General features: G+C 39.9%; 20 protein-coding genes and 4 tRNA genes. 20 read left to right on the forward strand and 4 right to left on the reverse strand.

The features are described 5' to 3' along the window. Window positions 1-235 precede the first annotated feature (235 nt). The gene (gene rep, locus BTA34_RS17780; protein WP_151436646.1) at window positions 236-2,260 is read left to right on the forward strand and encodes a DNA helicase Rep; all 2,025 of its coding nucleotides are present in this window, start codon (window positions 236-238) and stop codon (window positions 2,258-2,260) included. A gap of 78 nt (window positions 2,261-2,338) precedes the next feature. Here the strand turns inward: rep and gppA are convergent, their stop codons facing one another. Together gppA and rhlB are read right to left on the reverse strand one after the other, a co-directional pair. Beyond that, a complete protein-coding gene (gppA, locus tag BTA34_RS17785) occupies window positions 2,339-3,847 on the reverse strand; it encodes a guanosine-5'-triphosphate,3'-diphosphate diphosphatase (RefSeq protein ID WP_151436647.1) in 1,509 nt (502 codons plus the stop codon). Window positions 3,848-3,850: 3 nt separating this feature from the next. After that, window positions 3,851-5,155, reverse strand: coding sequence for an ATP-dependent RNA helicase RhlB (gene rhlB, locus BTA34_RS17790; RefSeq protein WP_151436648.1), 1,305 nt, complete (start codon window positions 5,153-5,155; stop codon window positions 3,851-3,853). A 119-nt stretch (window positions 5,156-5,274) separates the two neighbouring features. On the opposite strand from rhlB, the gene trxA reads away from it, so the two are divergent. The 19 genes from trxA to BTA34_RS17885 all read left to right on the forward strand — a co-directional run bounded on the left by trxA (window position 5,275) and on the right by BTA34_RS17885 (window position 22,693). Then, window positions 5,275-5,601, forward strand: coding sequence for a thioredoxin TrxA (gene trxA / locus BTA34_RS17795; protein ID WP_151436649.1), 327 nt, complete (start codon window positions 5,275-5,277; stop codon window positions 5,599-5,601). A gap of 567 nt (window positions 5,602-6,168) precedes the next feature. After that, a complete protein-coding gene (rho, locus tag BTA34_RS17800; RefSeq protein ID WP_023583649.1) occupies window positions 6,169-7,428 on the forward strand; it encodes a transcription termination factor Rho in 1,260 nt (419 codons plus the stop codon). 409 nt (window positions 7,429-7,837) lie between these two features. Continuing rightward, window positions 7,838-8,926, forward strand: coding sequence for a UDP-N-acetylglucosamine--undecaprenyl-phosphate N-acetylglucosaminephosphotransferase (wecA, locus tag BTA34_RS17805; protein WP_151436650.1), 1,089 nt, complete (start codon window positions 7,838-7,840; stop codon window positions 8,924-8,926). A 24-nt stretch (window positions 8,927-8,950) separates the two neighbouring features. Next, window positions 8,951-10,009: an ECA polysaccharide chain length modulation protein gene (wzzE, locus tag BTA34_RS17810; RefSeq protein WP_151436796.1), complete on the forward strand. Its 1,059-nt coding sequence runs from the start codon at window positions 8,951-8,953 to the stop codon at window positions 10,007-10,009. 129 nt (window positions 10,010-10,138) lie between these two features. Then, window positions 10,139-11,269 carry a non-hydrolyzing UDP-N-acetylglucosamine 2-epimerase gene (wecB, locus tag BTA34_RS17815; RefSeq protein WP_069369918.1) on the forward strand — a complete coding sequence of 377 codons (1,131 nt, stop codon included), beginning with the start codon at window positions 10,139-10,141 and terminating at the stop codon, window positions 11,267-11,269. Beyond that, on the forward strand, window positions 11,266-12,528 hold the full coding sequence (gene wecC, locus BTA34_RS17820; protein ID WP_151436651.1) for a UDP-N-acetyl-D-mannosamine dehydrogenase: 1,263 nt from the start codon (window positions 11,266-11,268) through the stop codon (window positions 12,526-12,528). Before wecB ends, wecC begins: the two co-directional genes overlap by 4 nt. Continuing rightward, entirely contained in the window at window positions 12,525-13,592 is a 1,068-nt protein-coding gene (gene rffG, locus BTA34_RS17825) for a dTDP-glucose 4,6-dehydratase (RefSeq protein ID WP_151436652.1), read from the forward strand. The genes wecC and rffG overlap by 4 nt, the downstream gene beginning before the upstream one ends. Window positions 13,593-13,613: 21 nt before the next feature. Then, window positions 13,614-14,495: a glucose-1-phosphate thymidylyltransferase RfbA gene (gene rfbA / locus BTA34_RS17830; protein WP_151436653.1), complete on the forward strand. Its 882-nt coding sequence runs from the start codon at window positions 13,614-13,616 to the stop codon at window positions 14,493-14,495. Then, window positions 14,473-15,186 (forward strand): dTDP-4-amino-4,6-dideoxy-D-galactose acyltransferase, encoded by a 714-nt coding sequence (gene rffC, locus BTA34_RS17835; RefSeq protein WP_151436654.1) that lies wholly within the window; start codon window positions 14,473-14,475, stop codon window positions 15,184-15,186. Before rfbA ends, rffC begins: the two co-directional genes overlap by 23 nt. 1 nt (window position 15,187) lies before the next feature. Continuing rightward, window positions 15,188-16,318, forward strand: coding sequence for a dTDP-4-amino-4,6-dideoxygalactose transaminase (rffA, locus tag BTA34_RS17840; protein WP_151436655.1), 1,131 nt, complete (start codon window positions 15,188-15,190; stop codon window positions 16,316-16,318). A 2-nt stretch (window positions 16,319-16,320) separates the two neighbouring features. Next, window positions 16,321-17,577 carry a lipid III flippase WzxE gene (gene wzxE / locus BTA34_RS17845; protein WP_151436656.1) on the forward strand — a complete coding sequence of 419 codons (1,257 nt, stop codon included), beginning with the start codon at window positions 16,321-16,323 and terminating at the stop codon, window positions 17,575-17,577. Beyond that, complete coding sequence (locus BTA34_RS17850) at window positions 17,574-18,659, forward strand: TDP-N-acetylfucosamine:lipid II N-acetylfucosaminyltransferase (protein WP_151436657.1); 1,086 nt, start codon at window positions 17,574-17,576, stop codon at window positions 18,657-18,659. Before wzxE ends, BTA34_RS17850 begins: the two co-directional genes overlap by 4 nt. Continuing rightward, window positions 18,656-20,020: an ECA oligosaccharide polymerase gene (gene wzyE, locus BTA34_RS17855; RefSeq protein WP_151436658.1), complete on the forward strand. Its 1,365-nt coding sequence runs from the start codon at window positions 18,656-18,658 to the stop codon at window positions 20,018-20,020. The genes BTA34_RS17850 and wzyE overlap by 4 nt, the downstream gene beginning before the upstream one ends. Further along, window positions 20,020-20,757 carry a lipopolysaccharide N-acetylmannosaminouronosyltransferase gene (wecG, locus tag BTA34_RS17860; RefSeq protein ID WP_151436659.1) on the forward strand — a complete coding sequence of 246 codons (738 nt, stop codon included), beginning with the start codon at window positions 20,020-20,022 and terminating at the stop codon, window positions 20,755-20,757. Before wzyE ends, wecG begins: the two co-directional genes overlap by 1 nt. Before the next feature lie 238 nt (window positions 20,758-20,995). Beyond that, a tRNA-Arg gene (locus tag BTA34_RS17865) sits at window positions 20,996-21,072 on the forward strand. A 64-nt stretch (window positions 21,073-21,136) separates the two neighbouring features. After that, window positions 21,137-21,212, forward strand: a tRNA-His gene (locus tag BTA34_RS17870). Between the two features lie 22 nt (window positions 21,213-21,234). Next, window positions 21,235-21,321: transfer RNA gene (locus tag BTA34_RS17875), tRNA-Leu, on the forward strand. A 28-nt stretch (window positions 21,322-21,349) separates the two neighbouring features. Then, window positions 21,350-21,426 (forward strand) — tRNA-Pro (locus tag BTA34_RS17880). Window positions 21,427-22,375: 949 nt separating this feature from the next. Further along, window positions 22,376-22,693, forward strand: a complete 318-nt coding sequence (locus BTA34_RS17885; protein WP_151436660.1) for a hypothetical protein — start codon at window positions 22,376-22,378, stop codon at window positions 22,691-22,693. An 85-nt stretch (window positions 22,694-22,778) separates the two neighbouring features. On the opposite strand, the gene hemY is transcribed toward BTA34_RS17885, so the two are convergent. Together hemY and hemX are read right to left on the reverse strand one after the other, a co-directional pair. Next, window positions 22,779-23,996 carry a protoheme IX biogenesis protein HemY gene (hemY, locus tag BTA34_RS17890; RefSeq protein WP_151436661.1) on the reverse strand — a complete coding sequence of 406 codons (1,218 nt, stop codon included), beginning with the start codon at window positions 23,994-23,996 and terminating at the stop codon, window positions 22,779-22,781. A gap of 4 nt (window positions 23,997-24,000) precedes the next feature. Then, complete coding sequence (gene hemX / locus BTA34_RS17895) at window positions 24,001-25,239, reverse strand: uroporphyrinogen-III C-methyltransferase (RefSeq protein WP_151436662.1); 1,239 nt, start codon at window positions 25,237-25,239, stop codon at window positions 24,001-24,003. Window positions 25,240-25,253: the final 14 nt, after the last annotated feature.

Below are 25,253 nucleotides of genomic sequence, written 5' to 3' on the forward strand. Positions count from 1 at the left end.
ATACTAATGTATGCTCCTTGGGATAACCTCCTTTGCCGCCTTCTTCTCTCGCAAATAGCTTAGAAAAATAAGCGTAAGATCCAAATTTGTTGAAAACCGTGTTTCTTAATGAAATACGGTTTTTTGTTTTTATAATTTTAGGGAAAGTTGAAAGAGGGAATGACTCAAGACTTTGGTTGATTTCTGCTACAATTATCCCCCGTTATGTTCTTGGTTAATGAAGTTTGGAAAAAGTATGCGATTAAATCCCGGTCAGCAAAAAGCAGTGGAATATGTGTCAGGCCCTTGTTTGGTCTTGGCGGGTGCGGGATCGGGTAAAACACGGGTTATTACCAATAAAATTGCACATCTTATTCGTCAATGCCAATACCCAGCAAAGCAGATTGCAGCGGTTACGTTTACTAATAAAGCCGCGCGTGAAATGAAAGAGCGTGTTGCTCAAACTTTAGGTCGCCAAGAGGCGAAAGGATTAATGATCTCAACGTTTCATACCTTGGGATTAGAAATTATTAAACGTGAATATAAAGCACTAGGTATTAAAGCTAAATTTTCATTGTTTGATGATCAAGACCAATCTGCATTACTTAAAGAATTAACGGCTGATTTATTAGAAGAAGATAAAGATTTGCTTTCTCAGCTAAAGAGCCAAATTTCTAACTGGAAAAATGACATGCTCACGCCAGAGCAAGCAATAGGAATGGCGAGATCGCAACAAGATCATACGTTTGCCGAATGCTTTCGACGTTACGAACAACATCTGCGTAGTTGTAATGTGCTCGACTTTGATGACTTAATTAGTCGACCAACTATGTTATTGCGCACGAATGAAGAAGTGAGAGAGCGCTGGCAAAGACGCATCCGTTATTTGCTGGTGGATGAATATCAAGATACAAATACAAGCCAATATGAATTAGTGAAATGGTTGGTTGGTGAACGAGCGCGTTTTACCGTTGTTGGTGATGATGACCAATCTATATATTCATGGCGTGGCGCTCGACCTCAAAATTTAGTGTTGTTACAAAAAGATTTCCCTCAACTTAATGTCATTAAACTCGAGCAAAATTATCGCTCTTCTGGACGCATTCTAAAATCAGCGAATATCTTGATTGAAAACAATCCCCATGTTTTTGAAAAACGCTTATTTTCAGAGTTAGGTTATGGTGATGAACTTCGTGTTTTAACGGCAAATAATGAAGAGCACGAAGCTGAACGTGTCGCTGGCGAATTAATTGCGCATCACTTTATTAATAAAACCAATTATAAGGATTACGCGATACTTTATCGTGGTAATCACCAGTCGCGTATTTTTGAAAAATACTTGATGCAAAATCGCATTCCTTATCGCATTTCGGGTGAAACCTCTTTTTTCTCACGAGAAGAGATAAAAGATATTCTTGCCTATTTACGAGTCATTACTAATCCTGATGATGATGCGGCATTTTTACGTATTGTGAATAAGCCTCGTCGTGAAATCGGCCCTATGACAATTCAAAAGTTAGGTGAGTGGGCAAAAGTTCGAGATAAAAGCTTATACAATGCCTGTTTTGATTTGGGGCTAAGTCAAACATTAACAGGCCGAGGGTTGAATTCATTACAAGCATTCTCACAATGGATGTCGCGTATAGTACAAAAATCAGAACGAGAGCCACTGTTAGCTGTACGTGATTTATTGCATGAAATGGATTATGAAAGTTGGTTATATGAAACCTCAAGTAGCGCAAAAGCCGCTGAAATGAGAATGAAAAATATTAATCAGCTATTTTTATGGATGAGCGAAATGCTTGAAGGTGATGAATTGCATGAACCTATGACGCTTTCTCAAGTGGTTAACCGTTTCACCTTGCGCGATATGATGGAGCGAGGAGAAACAGAAGAAGAGTTAGATCAAGTTCAGTTAATGACATTACATGCCTCTAAAGGTCTTGAATTTCCTCATGTATTTTTAGTGGGAATGGAAGAAGGTATATTGCCACACCAAAGCAGTATTGATGAAGATAATGTAGAAGAAGAAAGACGTCTTGCTTATGTGGGTATTACTCGCGCACAGAAAACACTCACGTTTACGTTATGTAAGGAAAGACGTCAATACGGTGAATTAATCAAACCAGATCCAAGCCGTTTTCTTTATGAATTACCTCAAGATGATTTGAATTGGGATACCAATAAAAAGAAAGTGTTAAGTGCCGAGGAAAAACAAGAGAAAGGGCAAAAAGGTGTCGCAGGATTAAGAGCTATGTTGGCAAGGCATAAACCTGAATAGCATAGAGAGTAGTTGATAAAATTAACCCCTTGGCATATTGATATCCAAGGGGTTTTTATTTTTGTATAAGTAAAAAAATTAACTTATACGAGAGCTATTTTGTTCTTCAATCATTAAAGACCAATGGACATAACTCTGAAGTTGGATCTCTTCTTGGAGATTTTCAGCACGTAACGGATGCTCATTAAGCCATTGATGTGGCAGTGTAATAATGAGTTTCTCATCTTCGGTGCGTAATCGTAATGCAGGAAGCGTATCATCACGGCGACGGCTAGCAAAAATAATGGCTAATCGCAGCAAACGCACTAGTCGATTGGCTTGAGTTATCGGTAGGGCGTTTTGATGATTAAGAGGCGCGAGATCGATGATCCCTGTTTGGTTTTTTAGCAAAGAAGCTAATAAACGTCGTTGCGCAGGTGTATACCCCGGTAAATCAAGATGAGAGATCAGATAGCTTGCATGAGAAGGGGCTTGGCGGAAATCAACACTTAGACCAATTTCATGTAATGCACTAGCGCTATTAAGCAACTCTCGGCAACGATTATCTAACTGCCAACTCTTGCTGACTTGGATAAAAAAATGTTCTGCAAGTTGCTGAACTCGGTGTGCTTGCTCAATATCAATCTGAAACCGACGCTGGACATTACGAAGAGTACGTTGGCGAATGTCTTGCTCAATAGGAAGATGCAACATTCCATAGACTAAGCCTTCTCGTAATGCACCACCTGCTAAGATCATATTGTCGATATGCAGTGTTTCAAATATGGCGATTAAGATAGCAAGCCCACTCGGAAACACTAAGGCTCTTTCAAAAGTAAGCCCTTCAATTTCCAATTCTTCCAGCTTTCCACATTCAATGGCTTTGTGTTTGAGTCGCTCAAGCTTAGGTAAGGTGATTAATTCATCCATACCTTGAGCAATCATGATCTCTTGCAACGCTTGTACAGTACCAGAAGCCCCCACACACACTTGCCAGCCTTGCTCAATTAATTTACCCGCCACTGGGGCGAGTATCGCTTTGGCTGCGTCTTGTGCTTTCGCAAAATTTTCTTGTGTTAAAGAGCGATCAGTAAAATAGCGCTCTAACCAAGTTACACAGCCCATACTTAAGCTCATTAATTGCGTCGTTTTAGCGCCAGTACCTGTCACTAGCTCTGTACTGCCACCGCCAATATCGACGACTAAACGTTGCTCTGCACCACCAGTGGTATGTGCGACGCCACGATAGATAAGGCGCGCTTCTTCCTCACCACTAATAACATGAACAGTATTGCTCAATATTTCAGACGCTTTTGCGACAAAAATATCTGCATTTTTAGCAATACGTAATGTGGCTGTTGCAACGACTCTGATTTGTTCAGTCGGAATATCACGCAGATATTCAGAAAAAAGTCGTAAACATTGCCAACCGCGTTCCATTGCCTGCTCTGACAATTCATTTTCACTGTTTAGGCCAGCAGCGAGTCGAACTTTACGTTTCACGCGGGAAAGGACTTGTATAGACCCCGCGATTTCTCGAACGACTAACATATGAAAACTGTTAGAACCTAAATCAATAGCAGCATAAAGTGATGAGGATTTCAGCATAATTTATGGATGACTCGGGCGTTTATTTCGGTTGTTACGTTGAGTATTATTTCCTCTATTATTTCGCACCGGCGCATTATTGCGACGAGGCTGACCTTGGCGAGGACGGTGACGGCGTTTAGGCTCTGGAAGATCAGCTAATAACGCATCACTATTATATTTACTCACAGGAATAGTATGTTGAATATAAGTCTCAATTGCAGGTAAATTCAGTGCATATTCTTCACATGCAAGGCTGATTGAATTACCACTATTTCCAGCACGTCCGGTTCTACCAATACGGTGAACATAATCTTCACAATCATCAGGTAAATCATAGTTAAAAACATGCGTTACTGATGGAATATGAAGACCTCTAGCGGCAACGTCAGTGGCAACCAGAATATCAATATTACCTTGGGTAAAATCTTCTAAAATGCGTAGACGTTTTTTCTGAGGAACATCACCTGTTAATAAACCAACACGGTGTCCATCAGCAGCAAGGTGCGCCCAAATATCGTCACAACGGTGTTTTGTATTGGCGAAAATGATACAACGATCTGGCCATTCTTCTTCAATTAATGTTTGAAGAAGACGCATTTTCTCTTCATTTGAAGGATAAAAGAGTTCTTCTTTTATGCTAAAACCTGTTTTTTGTTCAGGTTCAACTTCAACATATTCAGGATTATTCATCTGCTCAAAAGCCAGTTCTCTGACGCGGTAAGAAAGCGTTGCAGAAAACAGCATATTCATACGCTCAGCCGCAACTGGCATACGACGGAAAATCCAACGAATATCTTTAATAAAGCCGAGATCGTACATTCTGTCAGCTTCATCAAGTACCACAACTTGGATTGCGCTAAGGTTAATATGGCCTTGTTTAACGTAGTCAATTAAACGACCTGTTGTGCCAATAACAATATCGACACCATTACTTAATACTTTGAGTTGTTCGTCATAGCCATCGCCGCCGTAGGCGAGACCCATTTTAATCCCTGTATTTTGCGCAAGCTCTTTAGCATCAGAATAAATCTGTACGGCTAATTCGCGTGTTGGCGCCATAATAAGAGCACGAGGTTGATTGGTTTCATGCCCTTCTTTAGCAGGGTGTGTTAAAAGATAATGAAACGTTGAGGTTAAAAACGCCAACGTTTTGCCTGTTCCTGTTTGGGCTTGCCCGGCAATGTCTTGACCTTTCACAGTGATAGGTAACGTCAATGCCTGAATTTGTGTACAATTAGAGAACCCTTTTTTCTCAAGGGCTTCTATCACTTTTGGATGCAAGGCGAAGTCGGAAAACTTCTTTTCTGTCAAATATGTTTTGCTCATAATGTAATAGAATATCAGTTATGGGTTGCATTACAAAAGTTTATCCGCTGAAATGCAGACAGACTTCTGTTATTTAATGTTACACTGGTACGGTCAATATTATTCTTTGGAGTAGAACAATGAGCGATAAAATCCTTCACTTATCTGACAGCAAATTCGATGCTGATGTATTAAATGCAACCGGCCCTGTGCTCGTTGATTTCTGGGCTGAATGGTGTGGCCCATGTAAAATGATTGCTCCTATTCTAGATGAAGTTGCAACAGAATACGCTGGTAAATTAACAGTTGCTAAGCTAAACATCGATCAAAACCCGCTGACAGCACCAAAATACGGTATTCGCGGTATTCCTACACTGATTTTATTCAAAAACGGTGCAGCTGCTGCGACTAAAGTAGGCGCATTGTCAAAAACTCAACTGAAAGAGTTTTTAGACGAAAATATCTAATTTGATTTAGATATCAAAAATAAAAGTAGGACGTTTAGACCTTGTCATTATTTCTGTTATTGACAGCTAGACGTCCGCTTCGAAGCATGATAAGTTAGCGCCACTTACTTACATAATATATCGGATCTACTTGTCAATATGATTAGACACGATTAAATAAGTCTGAGATATTGAATATCAAGCATGCAAAGTAATAGAATTGAATAACATAATATGATATTTAATCTAATATGATATTTAATATAAGTAATCTGAATTCATCTAACCAGTCAAGTTGCCTTAGAATAATCTATAGTATTCAAGGAATATAAATTTTTCCAAAGTATGTTCCGAACCCATAAGTTGAAAGTACACTCATGCATCACAAAAATGAATGTCACTTCTCTGGGATAAAGCAGACTGGTCTAATAGTATTAACACTCTCTAACATTATCATTTTAGTTATACCCTTATGTTAGAAAGTTATAATCTGTAATTTTACACATGACGAAACTGACAGCAATTTGCTGTTATACTATTCACGTTCATAGTTCGAGAGTTACCCCGAGTTATTAAGAACCCACCATTATGAATCTTACCGAATTAAAAAATACGCCGGTATCAGAACTGATAGCACTTGGCGAAAACATGGGGCTAGAGAATCTGGCTCGAATGAGAAAACAAGACATTATTTTCTCTATCTTGAAGCAACACGCGAAAAGTGGAGAAGATATTTTCGGTGACGGTGTGCTGGAAATATTGCAGGATGGCTTCGGCTTCCTACGTTCCGCAGACAGTTCCTACCTTGCTGGTCCCGATGATATCTACGTTTCTCCAAGTCAAATTCGCCGTTTTAACCTTCGCACTGGTGACACCATCGCAGGGAAAATTCGTCCTCCTAAAGAAGGTGAACGTTATTTTGCCCTCCTAAAAGTTAATGAAGTTAACTTTGATAAACCAGAAAATGCCCGCAGTAAAATCCTCTTTGAAAACTTAACACCTTTACATGCTAATAATCGTTTACGCATGGAACGTGGTAATGGCTCCACAGAAGACTTAACTGCGCGTGTTCTTGACTTAGCGGCACCAATTGGCCGTGGTCAACGTGGTCTTATCGTTGCTCCACCAAAAGCAGGTAAAACCATGTTGCTGCAAAACATTGCAGCAAATATTGCTCATAACTACCCAGATTGCGTATTAATGGTACTTCTGATTGATGAACGTCCAGAAGAAGTGACAGAAATGCAACGCTTAGTAAAAGGGGAAGTTATTGCTTCAACCTTTGACGAGCCAGCTTCTCGCCACGTACAAGTTGCAGAAATGGTGATTGAAAAAGCGAAGCGTTTAGTTGAGCATAAAAAAGACGTTATCATCCTGTTAGACTCCATCACACGTTTAGCCCGTGCTTATAACACCGTTGTTCCTTCATCAGGTAAAGTGTTAACAGGTGGTGTGGATGCAAACGCATTACATCGTCCTAAACGTTTCTTCGGTGCGGCTCGTAATGTTGAAGAAGGTGGTAGCTTGACTATCATTGCAACTGCGTTAGTCGATACGGGTTCTAAGATGGATGAAGTTATCTACGAAGAATTTAAGGGTACAGGTAATATGGAATTACACCTGTCTCGTAAAATTGCTGAAAAACGTGTTTTCCCTGCGATTGATTACAATCGTTCTGGTACACGTAAAGAAGAGTTGCTGACGTCTCAAGATGAGCTACAAAAAATGTGGATCTTGCGTAAAATTATTCATCCAATGGGTGAAATTGACGCAATGGAATTCCTCATTAATAAGTTAGCAATGACTAAGACAAATGAAGAATTCTTCGACTTTATGAAACGTTCATAAAGTGTATTAACAAAGTGAGTAAGCTAAGAATTAGAATATAAAATATTAAAATAGTGTGCTCTGTTACAGAATAAGTAATATCACCTCAATTTATATGCTGTTAAGCTCATTTACTTTGTAAGAATGAAGATATGATGAAAACGCCACAATAGTTGTGGCGTTTTTTGTTTTTTATGGATGTAATTTAATTTTAGATTGCAATATTTTAGCGAGATGTTGGTATATATATTGCATGTTTTAGTAATTGATAAAAATAGCGATGGCATCAATGAAAATAGTTAAGGAAAACTTATAATTGATGAAGGGTGGTGGGTTTTGAATAAACTCGTCGTGGTGAAGCTGGAAAAAAGAATAAAAACACATGGAAGCGTAAAATAACCAGCTATATTTATTATAGAGAACAGGTACTGTGGATATACTAAAAATGAGCACAAGCGTTTTTTATGTGTTCTTATTTTCTTTCGCTTTTTTATTCTTGGCTCGTAAAATTGCAAAGAAAATTGGACTCGTGGATAAACCGAATTATCGTAAAAAACATCATGGATTGATCCCCTTAGTTGGCGGAATATCAGTCTATTTTGGTATTGTTTTCGCATTTTATATTTCAGATATCTATATTCCTCATAAGGAATTGTATCTGGCATGTGCGGGGCTTCTTGTTTTTATCGGCGCTTTAGATGATCGCTTCGATATTAGTGTCAAAATTAGAGCTACAATCCAAGCTTTTGTTGGGATCGTGATGATGGTGGGTGCAGGGTTAAAACTTGACTCACTGGGTCATGCTTTTGGTCCTTGGGAAATGCATTTAGGACCTTTTGGCTATATTGTTACACTTTTCGCTGTTTGGGCTGCAATCAATGCCTTTAATATGGTTGATGGTATTGATGGGTTATTAGGTGGTCTTTCTTGTGTCTCTTTTGGCGCGCTTGGTATTTTATTATATCAAAGTGGCAATTCAGCTCTTGCATTCTGGTGCTTCTCATTTATCGCGGCAATTTTACCTTATATCCTTTTAAACTTAGGGGTCTGTGGTAAAAAATTCAAAGTCTTTATGGGAGATGCGGGAAGTACACTGATTGGATTTACCATTATTTGGTTATTGGTCGCATCAACACAAGCTCAGCCTCGTCCTGTTAAAGCGGTAACCGCATTATGGATAATTGCTATTCCTCTTATGGATATGGTGGCAATTATGTACCGTCGTTTACGTAAAGGCATGAGTCCATTCTCTCCAGACCGTCAACATATTCACCATTTGATTATGCGTGCAGGTTTTACCTCCCGCCAAGCTTTTATTCTGATTACACTGTCAGCCGCGTTATTAGCAGCGATTGGTATTATCGGTCAAAACCTATCATTTGTACCTGAATGGTTTATGTTGGCATTATTCTTGCTTGCATTTGTTATGTATGGTTATTGTATTAAACGCGCGTGGCGAGTCGCTCGTTTTATTAAACGACATAAGCGTCGCTTACGTAGAGCAACACAACAGCATTAATATAAGCAGAGGTTTTTTAACGTGATGAACTCGGAAAATAACGCCTCCCGACAGGGTGAACAGCCAGATAATGAACTCGATATTAGAGGTCTTTTTTGTGCACTTTGGTCAGGAAAAAGCTGGATTATAGGGTTCGCTCTGCTTTTTGCAGTGATTGCACTCGGTGCATCTTATTTGATGCAACCTAAATGGAGTGCAATTGCAATGACAGAGAAACCAACGATTAATAACTTAGGCAGTTATTATTCGCAATCTCAGTTTTTGCGCAATCTTGATACACAGATTAATCCAGCAGCACAAACCTCATCTTTAACTATTTCAGATGAAGCTTATCAAGAGTTTATTACTCAAATCGCGGCGTTTGATACACGTCGTGAGTTTTGGTTGCAAACGGATTATTTCAAACAGCGCAAAGAAAGTGATGAACAGGCTAATGCTGCGTTATTGGATGAGTTAATTAATAATATTCAATTTACGCCTGCCGATGAGAAAAAATTAGTTAATGATCAACTAAAACTGATTGCTGAAACATCCAAAGAAGCAAGCCAATTATTAAATGAGTATATTGCTTTTGCTAATAAAAGAGCATCTACCCATCTTAATGATGAAGTCATAACGGCTTGGGCAACTAGAACTCAATCAATGAAAGCGCTAGTTAAACGTCAAGAAATGGCGGCTCAATCTGCATATCAACGCCAAATTAACTTATTAGAGCAATCAATCAAAGTAGCTGAGAAACAAGGTATTTCTCAAAAGCAAACTTCGATTGCGATTGATGAGTTACCAGATTCTAAACTGTTTCTGTTAGGTGTTCCTCTGTTGCAATCACAGTTAGAAACTTTAGTCGCAACAGGTGCTGATTTTGATAGTGATTACGATCAAAATACGGCAATGTTAGCGACCCTTGCTGTGGGCGCAAAATTACAAGATAACTTCCAAACTTACCGTTTTCTACGTACCCCTGAAGATCCTGTGAAACGTGATAGTCCTCGTCGTGCCTTTATGATGGTACTTTGGGGCGCTATTGGCGTTTTAGCGGGTGCAGGTGTTGCATTAGTAAGACGCAGTTCATTAAAAAAATAATAATAATTAAATTTTGTCATTGATGACAATAACGAGACATCAGGTGTTTCGGCACCTGATGTATTGAGAATAAGGGCATATTGCTTTCCCAAAAATAAGCAATATAACAATGAAAAAAAGAGAGCCACTGTGAAAGTGTTGACTGTTTTTGGCACACGCCCTGAAGCGATAAAAATGGCACCTTTAGTGCACGCTTTAGCAAATGATGATTCGTTTGAAGCGAAGGTATGTGTTACGGCCCAACATCGAGAAATGCTTGATCAGGTATTAAATCTTTTTGAGATCAAACCAGATTACGATCTCAATATTATGAAACCAGGACAAGATTTAACGGATATTACCTGTCGTATTTTAGAAGGGTTAAAACCGGTATTAGCGTCATTTCAACCTGATGTTGTTTTGGTACATGGTGATACAACAACGACTATGGCAGCAAGTTTAGCCGCATTTTATCAACGAATTCCTGTTGGTCATGTGGAAGCTGGGCTGCGTACTGGCAATCTTTACTCCCCTTGGCCCGAAGAGGCAAACCGTACTATTGCAGGTCATCTTGCAATGTATCATTTCGCACCAACAGAAACTGCAAAATTAAATTTGGTACGAGAAGCGGTTGCGGATAAAAATATTTTTGTCACGGGAAATACGGTAATTGATGCGTTGTTTTGGGTAAGTGACAGAGTGATGGGCAATCAAACACTCTTAAACGAGCTTGCTGTAAACTACCCATTTATTCAGCCTGATAAGAAAATGATCTTGGTAACAGGACATCGTCGAGAAAGCTTTGGTGGAGGTTTTGAACGTATCTGCCAAGCTTTAGCTGAAATTGCATTAGCACACCCTGATGTAGAAGTTGTTTATCCTGTTCACTTAAATCCTAATGTGAGTGAGCCTGTTCAACGGATCCTTCATGGTATTGATAATATTAAGCTAATACAGCCACAAGATTATCTCCCATTCGTTTATTTAATGAACCATGCTTACCTTATTTTGACCGACTCTGGTGGAATTCAAGAAGAAGCGCCTTCATTAGGTAAGCCTGTTCTTGTAATGCGAGACACAACAGAACGCCCAGAAGCTGTTGAAGCGGGTTCTGTTCGTTTAGTCGGAACAGATACTAAACGTATTGTTAGCGAAGTAACCTCTTTATTGACAGACGAAAACGCGTATCACCAAATGAGTAAGGCAACAAATCCTTATGGTGATGGTCATGCCTGCCAACGTATTCTTGAAGCATTGAAAAAAAATCAGGTGACATTATGAGTTTTGAAACTATTTCTGTTATCGGCCTCGGCTACATTGGTTTACCTACAGCGGCAGCTTTTGCCTCTCGTAAAAAAAGCGTCATCGGTGTTGATGTTAATCAGCATGCAGTTGATACGATTAATAAAGGTCAAATTCACATTGTTGAGCCTGATCTTGATAAAGTCGTTAAACAAGCAGTTGAAGAAGGTCATTTAAAAGCCTATACCACGCCACAGCCAGCAGATGCTTACCTTATTGCTGTACCTACACCATTTAAAGGTGAGCATGAGCCTGATTTGGCTTATGTTGAAGCAGCAGCTCGCTCTATCGCACCTGTACTGAAGAAAGGTGATCTTATTATTCTAGAATCAACTTCACCAGTTGGCTCTACTGAAAAAATGGCAGAGTGGTTAGCAGAAGCTCGTCCAGACTTAACATTCCCTCATCAACAAGGTGAAGATGCTGATATCGATGTTGCTTACTGCCCTGAGCGCGTATTACCGGGTCAAGTGATGATTGAACTTATCCGCAATGACCGTGTTGTAGGTGGTATGAACCGTAAATCCTCAGAGCGTGCAAGTGAGTTATACAAGATTTTCCTTGAAGGTGAATGTGTTATCACTAATGCACGTACTGCGGAAATGTGTAAGCTGACTGAAAATAGTTTCCGTGATGTTAATATTGCGTTTGCTAATGAATTATCACTGATCTGTGCTGACCAAGATATTAATGTGTGGGAGCTAATTAGCTTGGCGAATCGCCATCCTCGCGTCAATATCTTACAACCAGGCCCTGGCGTTGGCGGACACTGTATCGCTGTTGACCCTTGGTTTATCGTGTCACAAAATCCAAAACAATCCCGTTTAATTCACACTGCGCGTTTAGTCAATGATGGCAAACCTGTGTGGGTTATCGATCAAGTGAAAGCCGCTGTTGCAGATTGCCTTACTGAAACAGGTAAACGAGCAAACGAAATTAAGATTGCCTGCTTTGGTTTAGCCTTTAAGCCTAATATTGATGACTTACGTGAAAGCCCAGCAATGAATATCACGAAACAAGTCGCTGATTGGCACAGCGGTACGACATTAGCTGTGGAGCCGAATATTCATGAGCTACCAACAAAACTGAAAGGGATCACAGAGTTAGTGTCAACAGAACAAGCACTGAAAGACGCTGATATTGTCTTAATGTTAGTTGATCACCAACAATTTAAGGCGATCCCTGGTAGTAAAGTGACTCAAAAATGGATTGTTGATACTAAAGGAGTATGGCGTTGAAACGCATTCTAGTTACAGGTGGAGCCGGTTTTATCGGCTCTGCTGTTGTTCGACATATTATTGAAAACACCAATGACAGCGTTGTTGTGGTGGATAAACTGACTTATGCCGGTAATTTAGAGTCATTAGCAACAGTGGCAGACAGTGAACGCTATGCCTTTGAGCAAGTCGATATCTGTGATAGAGCGGAGCTTGATCGCTTATTTGCTCAATATCAGCCAGATGTTGTTATGCACTTAGCGGCAGAAAGCCATGTTGACCGCTCTATTGATGGTCCAGCTGCATTTATTGAAACCAATATTGTGGGGACTTACACCTTATTGGAAGCCGCTCGCCATTTTTGGCAAGTTTTACCTGAAGAAAAGAAAACGGCATTTCGTTTTCACCATATCTCAACAGATGAAGTGTATGGCGATTTAGAAGGTACAGACGATTTCTTCACTGAAACCACACCTTATGCGCCAAGTAGCCCATATTCTGCTTCTAAAGCGTCAAGCGACCATTTAGTTCGCGCTTGGTTACGGACTTATGGTTTACCCACTGTAATAACCAATTGTTCAAATAACTATGGTCCTTATCATTTCCCTGAAAAATTAATCCCATTAATTATCTTAAATGCGATTTCAGGAAAACCATTACCTGTTTATGGTAAAGGTGAACAGATCCGTGATTGGCTCTATGTTGAAGATCATGCTCGTGCGCTCTATTTAGTCGCAACAACGGCAACACCGGGTAAAACCTACAATATTGGCGGTCATAATGAGCGTCGTAATATTGATGTTGTTAAAACGATTTGTGCGCTATTAGAAGAGTTATATCCAGCAAAACCGGAAGGCGTTGCTCAATATGTCGATCTCATTACTTATGTGAAAGACAGACCTGGTCATGACTTGCGCTATGCGATTGATGCGGCAAAAATTGAAGCTGAATTAGGCTGGAAACCAGAAGAGACATTTGAGTCTGGCATTCGTAAAACGGTTTTGTGGTATTTAAATAACGAAACTTGGTGGAAACGTGTGCTAGATGGCTCTTATGCTGGTGAACGTTTAGGGCTTGGGAACTGATTAAGTAAAGAAGGATAAATGATGAAAGGTATTATTTTAGCGGGTGGCTCTGGTACACGACTGCATCCGATAACCAAAGGGGTATCGAAGCAGTTATTGCCTATCTATGATAAGCCCATGATCTATTATCCGCTTTCAGTTCTGATGCTTGCTGGTATTCGAGATATTTTGATCATCACAACACCCGATGATATGACCTCATTTCAGCGCTTATTAGGTGATGGTTCTGCATTTGGTATTCGTCTTCAATATAAAATTCAGCCATCTCCTGATGGCTTAGCGCAAGCCTTTATTTTGGGTGAGGAGTTTATTGGTGATGACCATTGCTGTTTAGTTTTAGGCGATAATATCTATTTTGGTCAAGGGTTTAGTCCAAAACTGAAACAAGTTGCACAACGTGAACGTGGTGCAACTGTGTTTGGTTATCAAGTGATGGACCCTGAGCGATTTGGTGTCGTTGAATTTGACGATGATTTTAAAGTGTTATCGATTGAAGAAAAACCAGAGCAACCTAAATCTAATTGGGCGGTAACAGGGCTTTATTTCTACGATAACCGAGTGGTTGATTTTGCCAAACGCGTCAAACCTTCGATTCGTGGAGAATTAGAAATTACGTCGATTAATCAGATGTATCTTGAATGTGGGGAGCTTAACGTTGAATTACTGGGACGTGGTTTTGCGTGGTTAGATACCGGCACTCATGATAGTTTAATTGAAGCCAGTACCTTTGTTCAAACTGTTGAAAAACGCCAAGGATTTAAAGTGGCGTGTCTTGAAGAGATTGCTTGGCGCAATGGTTGGCTCAGTGATGACCAAGTAAGAGAAAGCGCAAAATCACTGTCTAAAACAGGTTATGGCCGCTATCTATTGGATTTATTACATGTCCGTCCTCGCCAATATTAATTATCTTGAGTGGGAAAGCGAGTATTTCTCCCTCAAAACAGGGCGTCTTGAGTTTGATATGCAAGCGCCCGCGTTAACAGACGAACAGCTTGATACTTTTGATGTGGTTCAAGCTAAAGTCGCATCTCATGAGCTTTCGCTCATCGATAAACTCAGCCAATTAGGTTTTCAATTTGCGGAAGGTGAAATTGATTTTAAACTTTCAATTGGCACAGAAAATGCTTGTAAGAAAGCGACGGAATACTGTTTTAGAAAAGCCAATGAAGATGATATCGATTTATTGATGACAACGGCCTCAGAAGTTTTTGTACAAAGTCGTTTTAGAGCGCCTTGGTATCAAGAAGGCGATAGTAGTCGTTTCTATGCATTATGGGCTAAAAAAGCGGTGCTAGGTACGTTCGATGATATCTGCTTACTGACTTATGATGCGGAAAATAATGTAAGTGGTTTCGTTACTTTACGCCAGCTATCTGAAAATGAAGCAAGAGTGGGATTACTCGCAGTAATGCCCAACAGAATAGGACAAGGCATTGGTAAACAACTGATGTCGGCCGCGAAGTTTTGGTGTCAACAACAAGGTATTTCAACCTTATATGTTGCAACACAGATCAGCAATATTGCAGCTTCGCGTTTATACACACACAGTGGAGGCTTAATAGAGAGCACCACTTATTGGTTATACAGGGGATAATATGATTCCGTTTAATAAACCACCGGTTGTCGGCACAGAATTAGAATATATGAAACAGGCTATGGAAAGTGGCAAGCTCTGTGGTGATGGCAATTTCACAAAGAAATGTGAAAAGTGGTTAGAAGAACAATTTCATTGTCATAAAACGCTGTTAACGCCTTCTTGTACAGCATCGCTTGAAATGGCTGCCATCTTATTAGATATCAAGCCTGGCGATGAAGTCATCATGCCAAGTTTTACCTTTGTTTCGACCTCTAATGCGTTTGTATTACGTGGCGCAACGATTGTTTTCGTTGATATTCGTCCAGATACTATGAATATTGATGAAACAAAAATAGAAGCAGCAATCACAAATAAAACGCGCGCGATAGTGCCTGTTCATTATGCGGGAGTTGCATGTGAAATGGGTACCATTATGGCGATTGCGAAAAGACATAATCTATTCGTGATTGAAGATGCTGCACAAGGTGTCATGTCAACTTACAAGGGCAAAGCGCTTGGCACGATTGGTCATATTGGTTGCTATAGCTTCCATGAAACTAAAAACTACTCATCAGGTGGTGAGGGTGGTGCAACGTTAATTAACGATCCTGATTTAATCAATCGCGCAGAAGTTATCCGTGAAAAAGGCACTAATCGTAGCCAATTTTTCCGTGGGCAGGTAGATAAATATACTTGGCGTGATATTGGTTCTAGCTACTTAATGTCAGACTTACAAGCAGCTTATCTGTGGGCGCAACTTGAAGAAGCTGAAAAAATTAATGAGCGTCGTTTAGCATTTTGGCAGATTTATTATGATGCATTGACTCCATTAGCGGAAAAAGGCTTATTGGCGCTTCCAATCGTTCCTGAAGGGTTAGAACACAATGCGCATATGTTCTATATCAAACTGAAAGATATCGAGCAACGTACCGCGTTTAATGACTATATGAAAGAGCATGGTGTCTTAACGGTATTCCACTATGTGTCATTACATACCAGCCCCGCAGGTATGAAGTTTGGTCGCTTTGACGGTGAAGATATTTTCACAACACGAGAAAGTGAGCGTTTAGTGCGTTTGCCTATGTTCTACAACATGACAGAAGAAGAGCAACAGACTGTTATTGGTCATATTCGCGACTTTTTTGCTTAATTATGTCATTAGCCAAAGCATCAATTTGGACAGCCGGATCAACCCTGATAAAAATTGGGGCTGGTCTGCTTGTCGTTAAGTTACTTGCTGTCTCTTTTGGCCCAACAGGGGTCGGGTTAGCGGGTAATTTTCGTCAATTAATCACCGTACTAGGCGTTTTGTCTGGTGCGGGTATTTTTAATGGTGTGACGAAATTAATCGCGCAATATCAAGATGATGGTATTCAACGTAAAAAAGTGTTGGGTACGTCATCATCCATGATTTTGCTGTTTTCCTCATTATTAGCTATTTTATTTCTTCTTTTTTCTGCCCCCATTAGCCAAGTGTTATTTGGTGATGATTATCATCAATATCAGGATATTGTAAGAGCCGTTGCTTTTATTCAAATGGGAATAGCATATAGCAACTATTTTCTTGCCATATTAAAAGGTTATCGTGATGCGGCTGGTAATGCCTTATCGGTGATTGCGGGTAGTATTATTGGTGTTGTTGCTTATTATTTATGCTATTTATTTGCGGGGTATCACGGTGCATTAATTGGACTAGCATTAGTACCTGCACTTATTTTATTTCCTGCTACATTTTTAGTAATAAAGCGTAGACGCTTCGCGTTAAGTGAGCTTAAACCTCATTGGGATAAGGCGATAGCAAGTCATCTTGGTAAGTTTACCATTATGGCAATACTGACATCGATTACATTACCTGTCGCTTATATCATGATGCGTAACTTACTGGCTGAGCGTTATAGCTGGGAAGACGTGGGAATTTGGCAAGGGGTGACCAGTATTTCAGATGCTTATTTGCAATTTATTACTGCATCTTTCTCCGTTTATTTATTGCCAACACTCTCCCGACTCACACAAAAGAGTGATATTACCAAAGAGATCGTTAAGTCACTGAAATTTGTATTACCTGTGGTAGCTGCTGCGAGTTTTATGGTGTGGTTATTACGTGATTTTGCGATTTGGTTACTGTTTTCAGATAAATTTGTCGCTATGCGTGATTTATTTGCATGGCAACTTGTCGGTGATGTTTTAAAAGTAGGCGCTTATGTCTTTGGCTATCTTGTCATTGCAAAAGCAGCACTACGTTTTTATATCCTTACAGAAGTAAGCCAGTTTGCCTTATTAACGCTATTTTCGCGTTGGCTTATTCCTGAGCATGGCGCACTGGGTGCAGCTCAAGCCTATATGGCAACGTATATTATTTACTTCCTTCTCTGTAGTTCTGTTTTCGTGATTTATTGCAGGCGCAAATGACAACTTTGATTTACGTACTAGGTTCAGACATTGTGCATCATAACAACACAATGTTACGGTTTTTTAACGACCACCTCGTGACTGAGGCGGGGTTAACGTATAAACCTCGTTTTATCGTTGCCAGTAAAAATACTTCACTGCAAGAAAGCTACCCAGCTTTAGATATTGAGTGTTTAGCTGATAAAAAGCAGGTTGCACAGAGAGTGGTTACATTAGCAAAAGCCGATACCCACCAGCGATTCCTTTTTTTAGGTCAGTTTAATGCACCTATTTGGTTGGCATTATTGACTGGCAAGATTAAACGTCATCAATTTTGGTGGCATATTTGGGGTGCTGATTTATATCAGGATTCTAAACAGCTAAAATTTAGACTCTTTTACCTTCTGCGTAAACTTGCTCAAAAGCGTGTGGGGAGAGTATTCGGTACACGGGGTGATCTGAATTACTTCGCGCAATTTAACGTTAATATTCCAGCGAGTTTGCTCTATTTCCCAACAAGAATGGATCCTGCGCTGACGGTGACAGAAAAAGCGCCTATTGATGAAAAGCAACTCACCATTATTGTAGGTAATTCAGGGGATAAATCTAACCGTCATATTGAAGCTTTACAGGCGATTGCAGAGCAATATGGAACACGCGCAAAAGTAATTATTCCAATGGGATATCCTGAAAATAATCACGTTTATATTGATGAAGTAGCCCAAGCCGCTAGCCAGTTGCTTCCATATAATCAGGTTGAAATATTACGTGATAAATTGGCATTTGATGATTATCTTACGTTATTGAAAACATGCGATTTAGGCTATTTCATTTTTCATCGTCAACAAGGTATCGGTACACTTTGTTTGCTGATCCAATTTGCGATCCCTTTTGTTATTAGCCGTCAAAACCCATTTTGGCAGGACTTAACTGAGCAAAATGTTCCTGTTTTTTTCTCGGGTGATAAATTAGATGTTGCGCTTATTGAAGAGGCTAAACGTCAATTGCTGATGCTTGACCGCCAAAATATTGCCTTCTTTGCACCTAATTTTACGGATGGCTGGAAAGAGCTAATTGAGATGAGTACAGGAGAGCCGCAATGACATTGGCGGAACTGGGTGGCTTAGCACTCGTTTATTTTATCTCTTTAAGTTTTATTTTATTGCTGACTTATCAAGAGTTTCGTCGGGTTCGTTTTAATTTTAATGTTTTTTTCTCAATGCTCTATTTACTGACATTTTATTTTGGTTTTCCACTGACGTGTATGTTGGTATTCCAATTTGATGTCGCAGTTGTACCCGTTGATTCATTATTATACGCGTTATTAGCCTCTACCAGCTTCTATGCCATCTATTATGTTACTTATAAGGTTAGGCTGAGAAAACCGGCTAGCGGTCCTTCTAGGTCGTTATTTACCATGAATAGGGTAGAAACTAATCTTACGTGGATCTTATTGGCATTAATTGCGTTTGTGACCGTGGGTATTTTCTTTCTACAAAATGGCTTTTTACTCTTTAAGCTCAAAACGTATAGCCAGATTTTCTCCAGCCAAGTCTCGGGTGTTGCGCTTAAGCGCTTTTTCTATTTCTTTATTCCCGCCATGCTGGTGGTTTATTTCTTAAAACCCACTCAACAACGCTGGATTTTCTTCCTTTGTGCGACGGTGGGTTTTGGGATCTTAACTTACATTATCGTGGGTGGAACTCGCGCTAATATTATCATCGCGTTCGCACTGTTTTTGTTTATCGGTATTGTTCGTGGTTGGATAACCTTGTGGATGCTGGTTGCTGCAGGGGTGATGAGTATCGTTGGAATGTTCTGGTTGGCATTAAAACGCTATGGTCTTGATGTGAGTGGTGCCGAGGCATTCTATACTTTCTTGTACCTTACTCGCGATACGTTTTCTCCTTGGGAAAACCTAGCTTTGTTACTTAATAATTATGACAAGATTGAGTTCCAAGGGCTTGCACCGATAATTCGTGATTTTTATGTCTTTATTCCTTCTTGGGTTTGGCCTGAACGCCCTGATGTTGTGCTGAATTCAGCAAATTACTTTACGTGGGAAGTGCTTAATTACCATGCGGGTCTTGCTATTTCACCGACCTTAATTGGCTCGTTGGTTGTGATGGGTGGCGTTGCCTTTATCCCATTAGGCGCTATCGTAGTCGGGTTGATTATTAAATGGTTTGATTGGCTATATCAGCAGGGGCTAAGTGAGAGCAATCGCTATAAGTCCGCTATCTTACAGGCTTTCTGCTTTGGGGCTATTTTTAATATGATTGTTTTAGCACGAGAGGGTGTTGATTCGTTCGTCTCTCGTGTTGTGTTCTTCTGTTTAATTTTTGGTTTATGTTTAGTGGCCGCAAAACTGCTTTATTGGTTATTTGAAAGTGCGGGATTAGTGCGTCATTACGTGACTCGCCAACTACAAAGTGAACCTCGTTTAGAGAAAAAGGAAAAGTAATGGGACCCAATTCAATTCCGAAGTATTCAATCCGCGGACATAATATCTGGGGATTTCGCGATATGGCTCATTTTCTGGATTATCTCTATGAAGGAGCACAAATAAAAAGTGGATCTTTGATTGCCATTAACGCAGAAAAAATTCTCACAGCAGAAACAGACTCAGCACTCAATGAGCTACTCAATGAAGCTGATTATCTTTATGCAGATGGTATTAGTGTGGTGCGAGGTATTCGTCGTAAATATCCTGATGCAAATGTTTCTCGTATTGCCGGTGCCGACCTATGGGAAGCATTAATGGAAAGGGCAGGTAAAGAGGAAACTCCTGTCTTTCTTGTTGGCGGTAAGCCGGAGATCCTTTCTCAAACCGAAGATAAACTAAAAGCACAGTGGAACGTAAATATTGTGGGTAGCCAGAACGGTTACTTCACACCACAAGATAGAGAGGCGTTATTTGAGCGTATAAAAGCCTCTGGTGCGAAGATAGTGACTATTGCCATGGGATCACCTAAGCAAGAGTTATTTATTCGTGCCTGCCGTGAAATTTATCCTGATGCTTTATACATGGGTGTTGGTGGAACGTATGACGTATTCACAGGCCATGTTAAAAGAGCACCGAAAGCATGGCAAAATCTTGGACTAGAGTGGTTATATCGTTTGTTATCACAACCAAGTCGAATTAAGCGTCAATTTAAGCTGTTAAAATTCGTTGGGTATTACTATTCCAATAAATTGTAATAGTAAAGTAATAGCAATAGCGCCTTTTTTTGTTAGGTGAGGCTGATTAAATGATTTATTCATGCTTTTACCTAGCATCTTACTTGTTTAATTATTATACTGATGGGGCGTTTAGCGTGTAAAAACGCTCCATTTATCGACGAAATGCACAAACTATCGTCAAACAAACTTTTTTTTTCAAAAAGCACTAGACAGACAGAGCGTAAATCCGTACTATCCTCTCCCGCAACGGCGTGAAGCGCCCGTAGCTCAGCTGGATAGAGCGCTGCCCTCCGGAGGCAGAGGTCTCAGGTTCGAATCCTGTCGGGCGCGCCATTAAAGCGTGCTAAGAGTTACGGTGAAGAACGTAGTTGTGAGAAGTAATAAGATAGCTGTTATGGTGGCTATAGCTCAGTTGGTAGAGCCCTGGATTGTGATTCCAGTTGTCGTGGGTTCGAGTCCCATTAGCCACCCCATCTTATCTTAGTTATTGTTTATGCGAGGGTGGCGGAATTGGTAGACGCGCTAGCTTCAGGTGTTAGTGTTCTAACGGACGTGGGGGTTCAAGTCCCCCCCTTCGCACCAATAAACAAGATAAGAGCAGTGATACAGACGGCGAGTAGCGCAGCCTGGTAGCGCAACTGGTTTGGGACCAGTGGGTCGGAGGTTCGAATCCTCTCTCGCCGACCAATAAGAAAAAGCCTCGATTATATCGAGGCTTTTTCGTATCTACGATTTACCGTTTTTAAAAACGGCTATACCATTTCTACTTCTACTTCTACTTCTACTTCTACTTCTACTTCTACTTCTACTTCTACTTCTACTTCTACAATTCATTACCCTTATCCATGCTTTTTATTTCTTGTTATATGTTCCAGATAAGAAAACCAAAATGATGTTTTTAACGGAAATGCCATCCTTGTCACTTAAGGGTTATTAATAATTTAATTTATTGCCGAATTTTAATCTTCATAAAAAGATGAGTTAAGTACGTAAAATAACTAACTTTATCTATATGAAATATAAGTCTTTTATTTTATTTGTCGGTAAATGCCAACACTCGCTATTTTTAATGTCTCCAATAGGAGACATCTAATCTATTGATTTCACATGATTAAATAGTTTATGTATTTTTCTTGTCGTGAAAAAGAGACGTATAACAGACCCTATATTTTCTTTTCTATTTAGCAATAGCGTGGTGAAAGCACAAACCATAGCTTCTTTATCATTGAAAATGAGTAAAGCCTGAAAGGAAAACCAAATTTCAATAAGTTATCTTATGCTTTTTAGCGAGAGGTGATTTTTTTCATAAAAAATGAAAAATTGGCACGCTAAATGCAACATGTATATTGTAGATGCTCATTCCACTCCTTATGACAGCATATGACTTCATAAACCTAGGAATGATGCAGAGCCGATTATTCGGTGCCTACGTCCACGTTAACGATGAACATCATTCATCATCAACAGGACGAAACGTTGAGTGAGGCACCATCCGTCTGTAGACCTGATTGTATATTTATACGCCTGTATAGTTTTATACGGGCGTTTTTTTATCTATCAATCACACCTCCATTTTGTATTCACGGCATTATCACGCTATTATCCAGCGCAAGAGTAGATTGGAGATAGCATCAATATGATAAATAAACAAAAAGCATATCTTGCACAAGAAAAACTCTTTCTTATAGAGAAGTTTGGCCCATTATTGTTTTTTTTGATCCCTCTTATCATGCTTATTATTGGAGGAAAATCGTGGGCTAAATATGTGGCTTTTCTTTGTCAGGGGATCGCACTGATTTATATCGTCGTGTTTTCTCAAGCGAGAAAACATTATTTGGCATTTAAGCAAGAAAATGAGAAGGGAATACCCACTCGCTTTTATCGTATCGCTTGGGTGTATGTGTTTTTGACGCTATGTGTAGAAGTGGTGTTGTTATTTCAACGAGGCTTTTAAATCACATCTAAAAACCCTCAATAAGAGGGTTTTTAGATCAGTTGATTAAACGATTTACGATCACGTTCTTATCGAATGTGTTTATTTACTTTTTTTTAGGCTCTTCAAAAATGACAGAGTCTTTTTTCAGTGTCATTAGTAAAGCATCTTTACGCACTTTCGCCGACTCTTCAGATTTTTTCTGTTTATCTAATGCATCAGCAAGCCACGCAAAGTCATGAACATCAGGACGTTGTTTTAACGCATTACGAAATGCTTCTTCAGCTTTAGCCCATTGTCCTTGTTGCATTGCTATCTGACCTAATGTGCTATTGAGTAATGGCGTTGGCCCATGTTGTTTAATTAATGTATTAAGCACTTTCATAATAACATTGGCATCTGTATTTTTTAAACGAGGCAATAGCAAGATCAAGCGCTCATCATATTGGCGTTTAATACCGTCTAAGATGATCGTTTGAGCGGTATCAGGATCGTTGCACTCAATAAGGTGTTCAGCCAAAACGACACGCAATGCATTATCGTGATGGACTTTACGCGGTTGTGCTTTCCACCAATTTTTCAGTCCATCACAGCCATTTTCGGACATCTTCTGTCCCATAATACCGATATAGGCTTTTTGGCGTAATTGCGCTAGTTCATCATCCGAGTGTAATGCAATTTTTTGCATGGAAGGAATGATATCAAGCAGTGCTTGCCAAGCTGCGGTTCGTGTATAAGCGACTTCTGCAAGACGTAATACTTCTGGATGGCGTGGTGCTTGGTTTAATAGCTCATCAACCCCAGTACGCGCCGCATGATTTTCGTTTTGTGCTAATAAAATACGCACTCGGGTGATATCAACAGGAAGCTGATTGGTATCGGCAAGCTCCGCTGCACGTTCAAGGTGTTGCTGAACTCGGAATTCATCACCACGTTGTTGTGCGGCTTCAGCGGCTAACAGGTAGTTTACAACAGGCTGTTCTGCATAATCTGCATTACGGCTCATGAGTTTTTCTACTTCTTTAAAATCACCTTCCGCTAATTTCATTAATGCCATGCCGGTTTGTTTGCGCGCACGATTACGTTTACGGAAAGAAAACCAACTATATGCTTTAGAGCCTGTACCAATAAAACGGCGATAACTCCAACCAATCAGTAACAATGCTAATTGTAGTAAAACAAACATAATAACAAGGCTGGTTACACTGGTTTCAATATCCCAATCATCAGTTTGTATAAGTACATAACCTTGATGGCCTGCCAATAGTGGACCAAAAATAATACCTGCAATAAGCACCACAAAAAGGAGCAGTATTTTTAACATAAGCTTATTCTCCTTGTTGTGTTACTGGTGTATCAACAGTTACGCTATCAGCTGCCGCATCTTTTACGCTTTCAGCTTCTACGGCTTGGGCATCTTGGGCTTCAACAGCTTGTGGCTCTGTATACTCATTCTGTGCCAGTAAATTGCGGATTTGTTTTTCTACACGTTTTTCTAGTAGTGTCTGGCTCTTCAACTCTGATGGCATAGCAAGCGTAATAGGTTGTTTCTCTAATTCAGAAACAGTATCTAAAAATGCGGTTGTACTTGGATCAGAGGTATCAAAATAAGCACGTACCCAAGTAGATACCGCTTCCAGTGATTGCTGATAAGTTTCAGTTTGGTGACGAGGTATGGCTTGAGAAGCAATTAATAAACGTGAGCGGATATTCTCACGTAAATAGATATCTTGATTCGGTGCTAATAAAGGAGCGGCGGCGGTATCACGGCGACGAATGGTAATAAAATCATCCATAAAGCTTTTCCAGCTTTTACTTAGATTTTCTTTCCAATCAGAAAGTGAACCTGAAATGGTTTCATCGCTCTTATCCATTGGGGAGCCATTACGCTCAAGATCAGCTAAACGGAGATTATCAATCTGATTTGCTAACTGGTTTAATTGTAAAATGATGCCATCATTATCAATCTTGGTGAGCGCCGCTAAATTGCTGATATCTTCATTAATCGCACGACGGATCTCAAGTAAACTCGGATCGTTCATTTCCGCTAAGCTACTATCAGCACCTTTTAGTAGACTCACAGCGGTCACAACATCTTGATCATTCCATAACTTACGACCTGCCATTTTTACCATAAAATCAGCTTGTGCTAATAGCCAACTTTTGACGTCTGCACTCGAAATAGCGGCAAAGCGTGTTTGTAGATCTTGAATTTGGCGCTCTGTTGTTTGGCGTTCGTTTTGTAATTTATCGATAGTTTGTTTTTGAGAGTTAAACATACTATCAATATTGTCAAAGCGCTGTTGATAGGTATTTTGGAGTTGTTGTAATTGGGTAAGCTCAGATTTGAGCGATTGATTTTCTACACCCAGCTTTGATGCTTGTTGATTGGTGTAATAGTAAAGGCTACCACCAATTGCCAAAATAACAAGGATAGCAACAGCACTTCCAATTAGACCTGAGCGCTTGTTATTAACAGGTTTGACTTCCTGATAGCGGACATTCTCATCAGCTTTGGCTGCATCTTTTGGCAAGTCATTATCATTTGTATTTTTCTGTTCCGTCATATCGGCGTCTCATT

Origin of the sequence: Proteus sp. CD3 (assembly GCF_008808075.1) — a bacterium.
GTDB classification, from domain to species: Bacteria; Pseudomonadota; Gammaproteobacteria; order Enterobacterales; family Enterobacteriaceae; genus Proteus; species Proteus appendicitidis.

What these genes read in the sequence shown, in the direction of transcription:
- rep (WP_151436646.1), top strand. Translation starts at nt 236, where the DNA reads ATGCGATTAAATCCCGGTCAGCAAAAAGCAGTGGAATATGTGTCAGGC.
- gppA (WP_151436647.1), bottom strand. Translation starts at nt 3,847, where the DNA reads ATGCTGAAATCCTCATCACTTTATGCTGCTATTGATTTAGGTTCTAAC.
- rhlB (WP_151436648.1), bottom strand. Translation starts at nt 5,155, where the DNA reads ATGAGCAAAACATATTTGACAGAAAAGAAGTTTTCCGACTTCGCCTTG.
- trxA (WP_151436649.1), top strand. Translation starts at nt 5,275, where the DNA reads ATGAGCGATAAAATCCTTCACTTATCTGACAGCAAATTCGATGCTGAT.
- rho (WP_023583649.1), top strand. Translation starts at nt 6,169, where the DNA reads ATGAATCTTACCGAATTAAAAAATACGCCGGTATCAGAACTGATAGCA.
- wzzE (WP_151436796.1), top strand. Translation starts at nt 8,951, where the DNA reads ATGAACTCGGAAAATAACGCCTCCCGACAGGGTGAACAGCCAGATAAT.
- wecC (WP_151436651.1), top strand. Translation starts at nt 11,266, where the DNA reads ATGAGTTTTGAAACTATTTCTGTTATCGGCCTCGGCTACATTGGTTTA.
- rfbA (WP_151436653.1), top strand. Translation starts at nt 13,614, where the DNA reads ATGAAAGGTATTATTTTAGCGGGTGGCTCTGGTACACGACTGCATCCG.
- rffC (WP_151436654.1), top strand. Translation starts at nt 14,473, where the DNA reads ATGTCCGTCCTCGCCAATATTAATTATCTTGAGTGGGAAAGCGAGTAT.
- rffA (WP_151436655.1), top strand. Translation starts at nt 15,188, where the DNA reads ATGATTCCGTTTAATAAACCACCGGTTGTCGGCACAGAATTAGAATAT.
- wzxE (WP_151436656.1), top strand. Translation starts at nt 16,321, where the DNA reads ATGTCATTAGCCAAAGCATCAATTTGGACAGCCGGATCAACCCTGATA.
- BTA34_RS17850 (WP_151436657.1), top strand. Translation starts at nt 17,574, where the DNA reads ATGACAACTTTGATTTACGTACTAGGTTCAGACATTGTGCATCATAAC.
- wzyE (WP_151436658.1), top strand. Translation starts at nt 18,656, where the DNA reads ATGACATTGGCGGAACTGGGTGGCTTAGCACTCGTTTATTTTATCTCT.
- wecG (WP_151436659.1), top strand. Translation starts at nt 20,020, where the DNA reads ATGGGACCCAATTCAATTCCGAAGTATTCAATCCGCGGACATAATATC.
- BTA34_RS17885 (WP_151436660.1), top strand. Translation starts at nt 22,376, where the DNA reads ATGATAAATAAACAAAAAGCATATCTTGCACAAGAAAAACTCTTTCTT.
- hemY (WP_151436661.1), bottom strand. Translation starts at nt 23,996, where the DNA reads ATGTTAAAAATACTGCTCCTTTTTGTGGTGCTTATTGCAGGTATTATT.
- hemX (WP_151436662.1), bottom strand. Translation starts at nt 25,239, where the DNA reads ATGACGGAACAGAAAAATACAAATGATAATGACTTGCCAAAAGATGCA.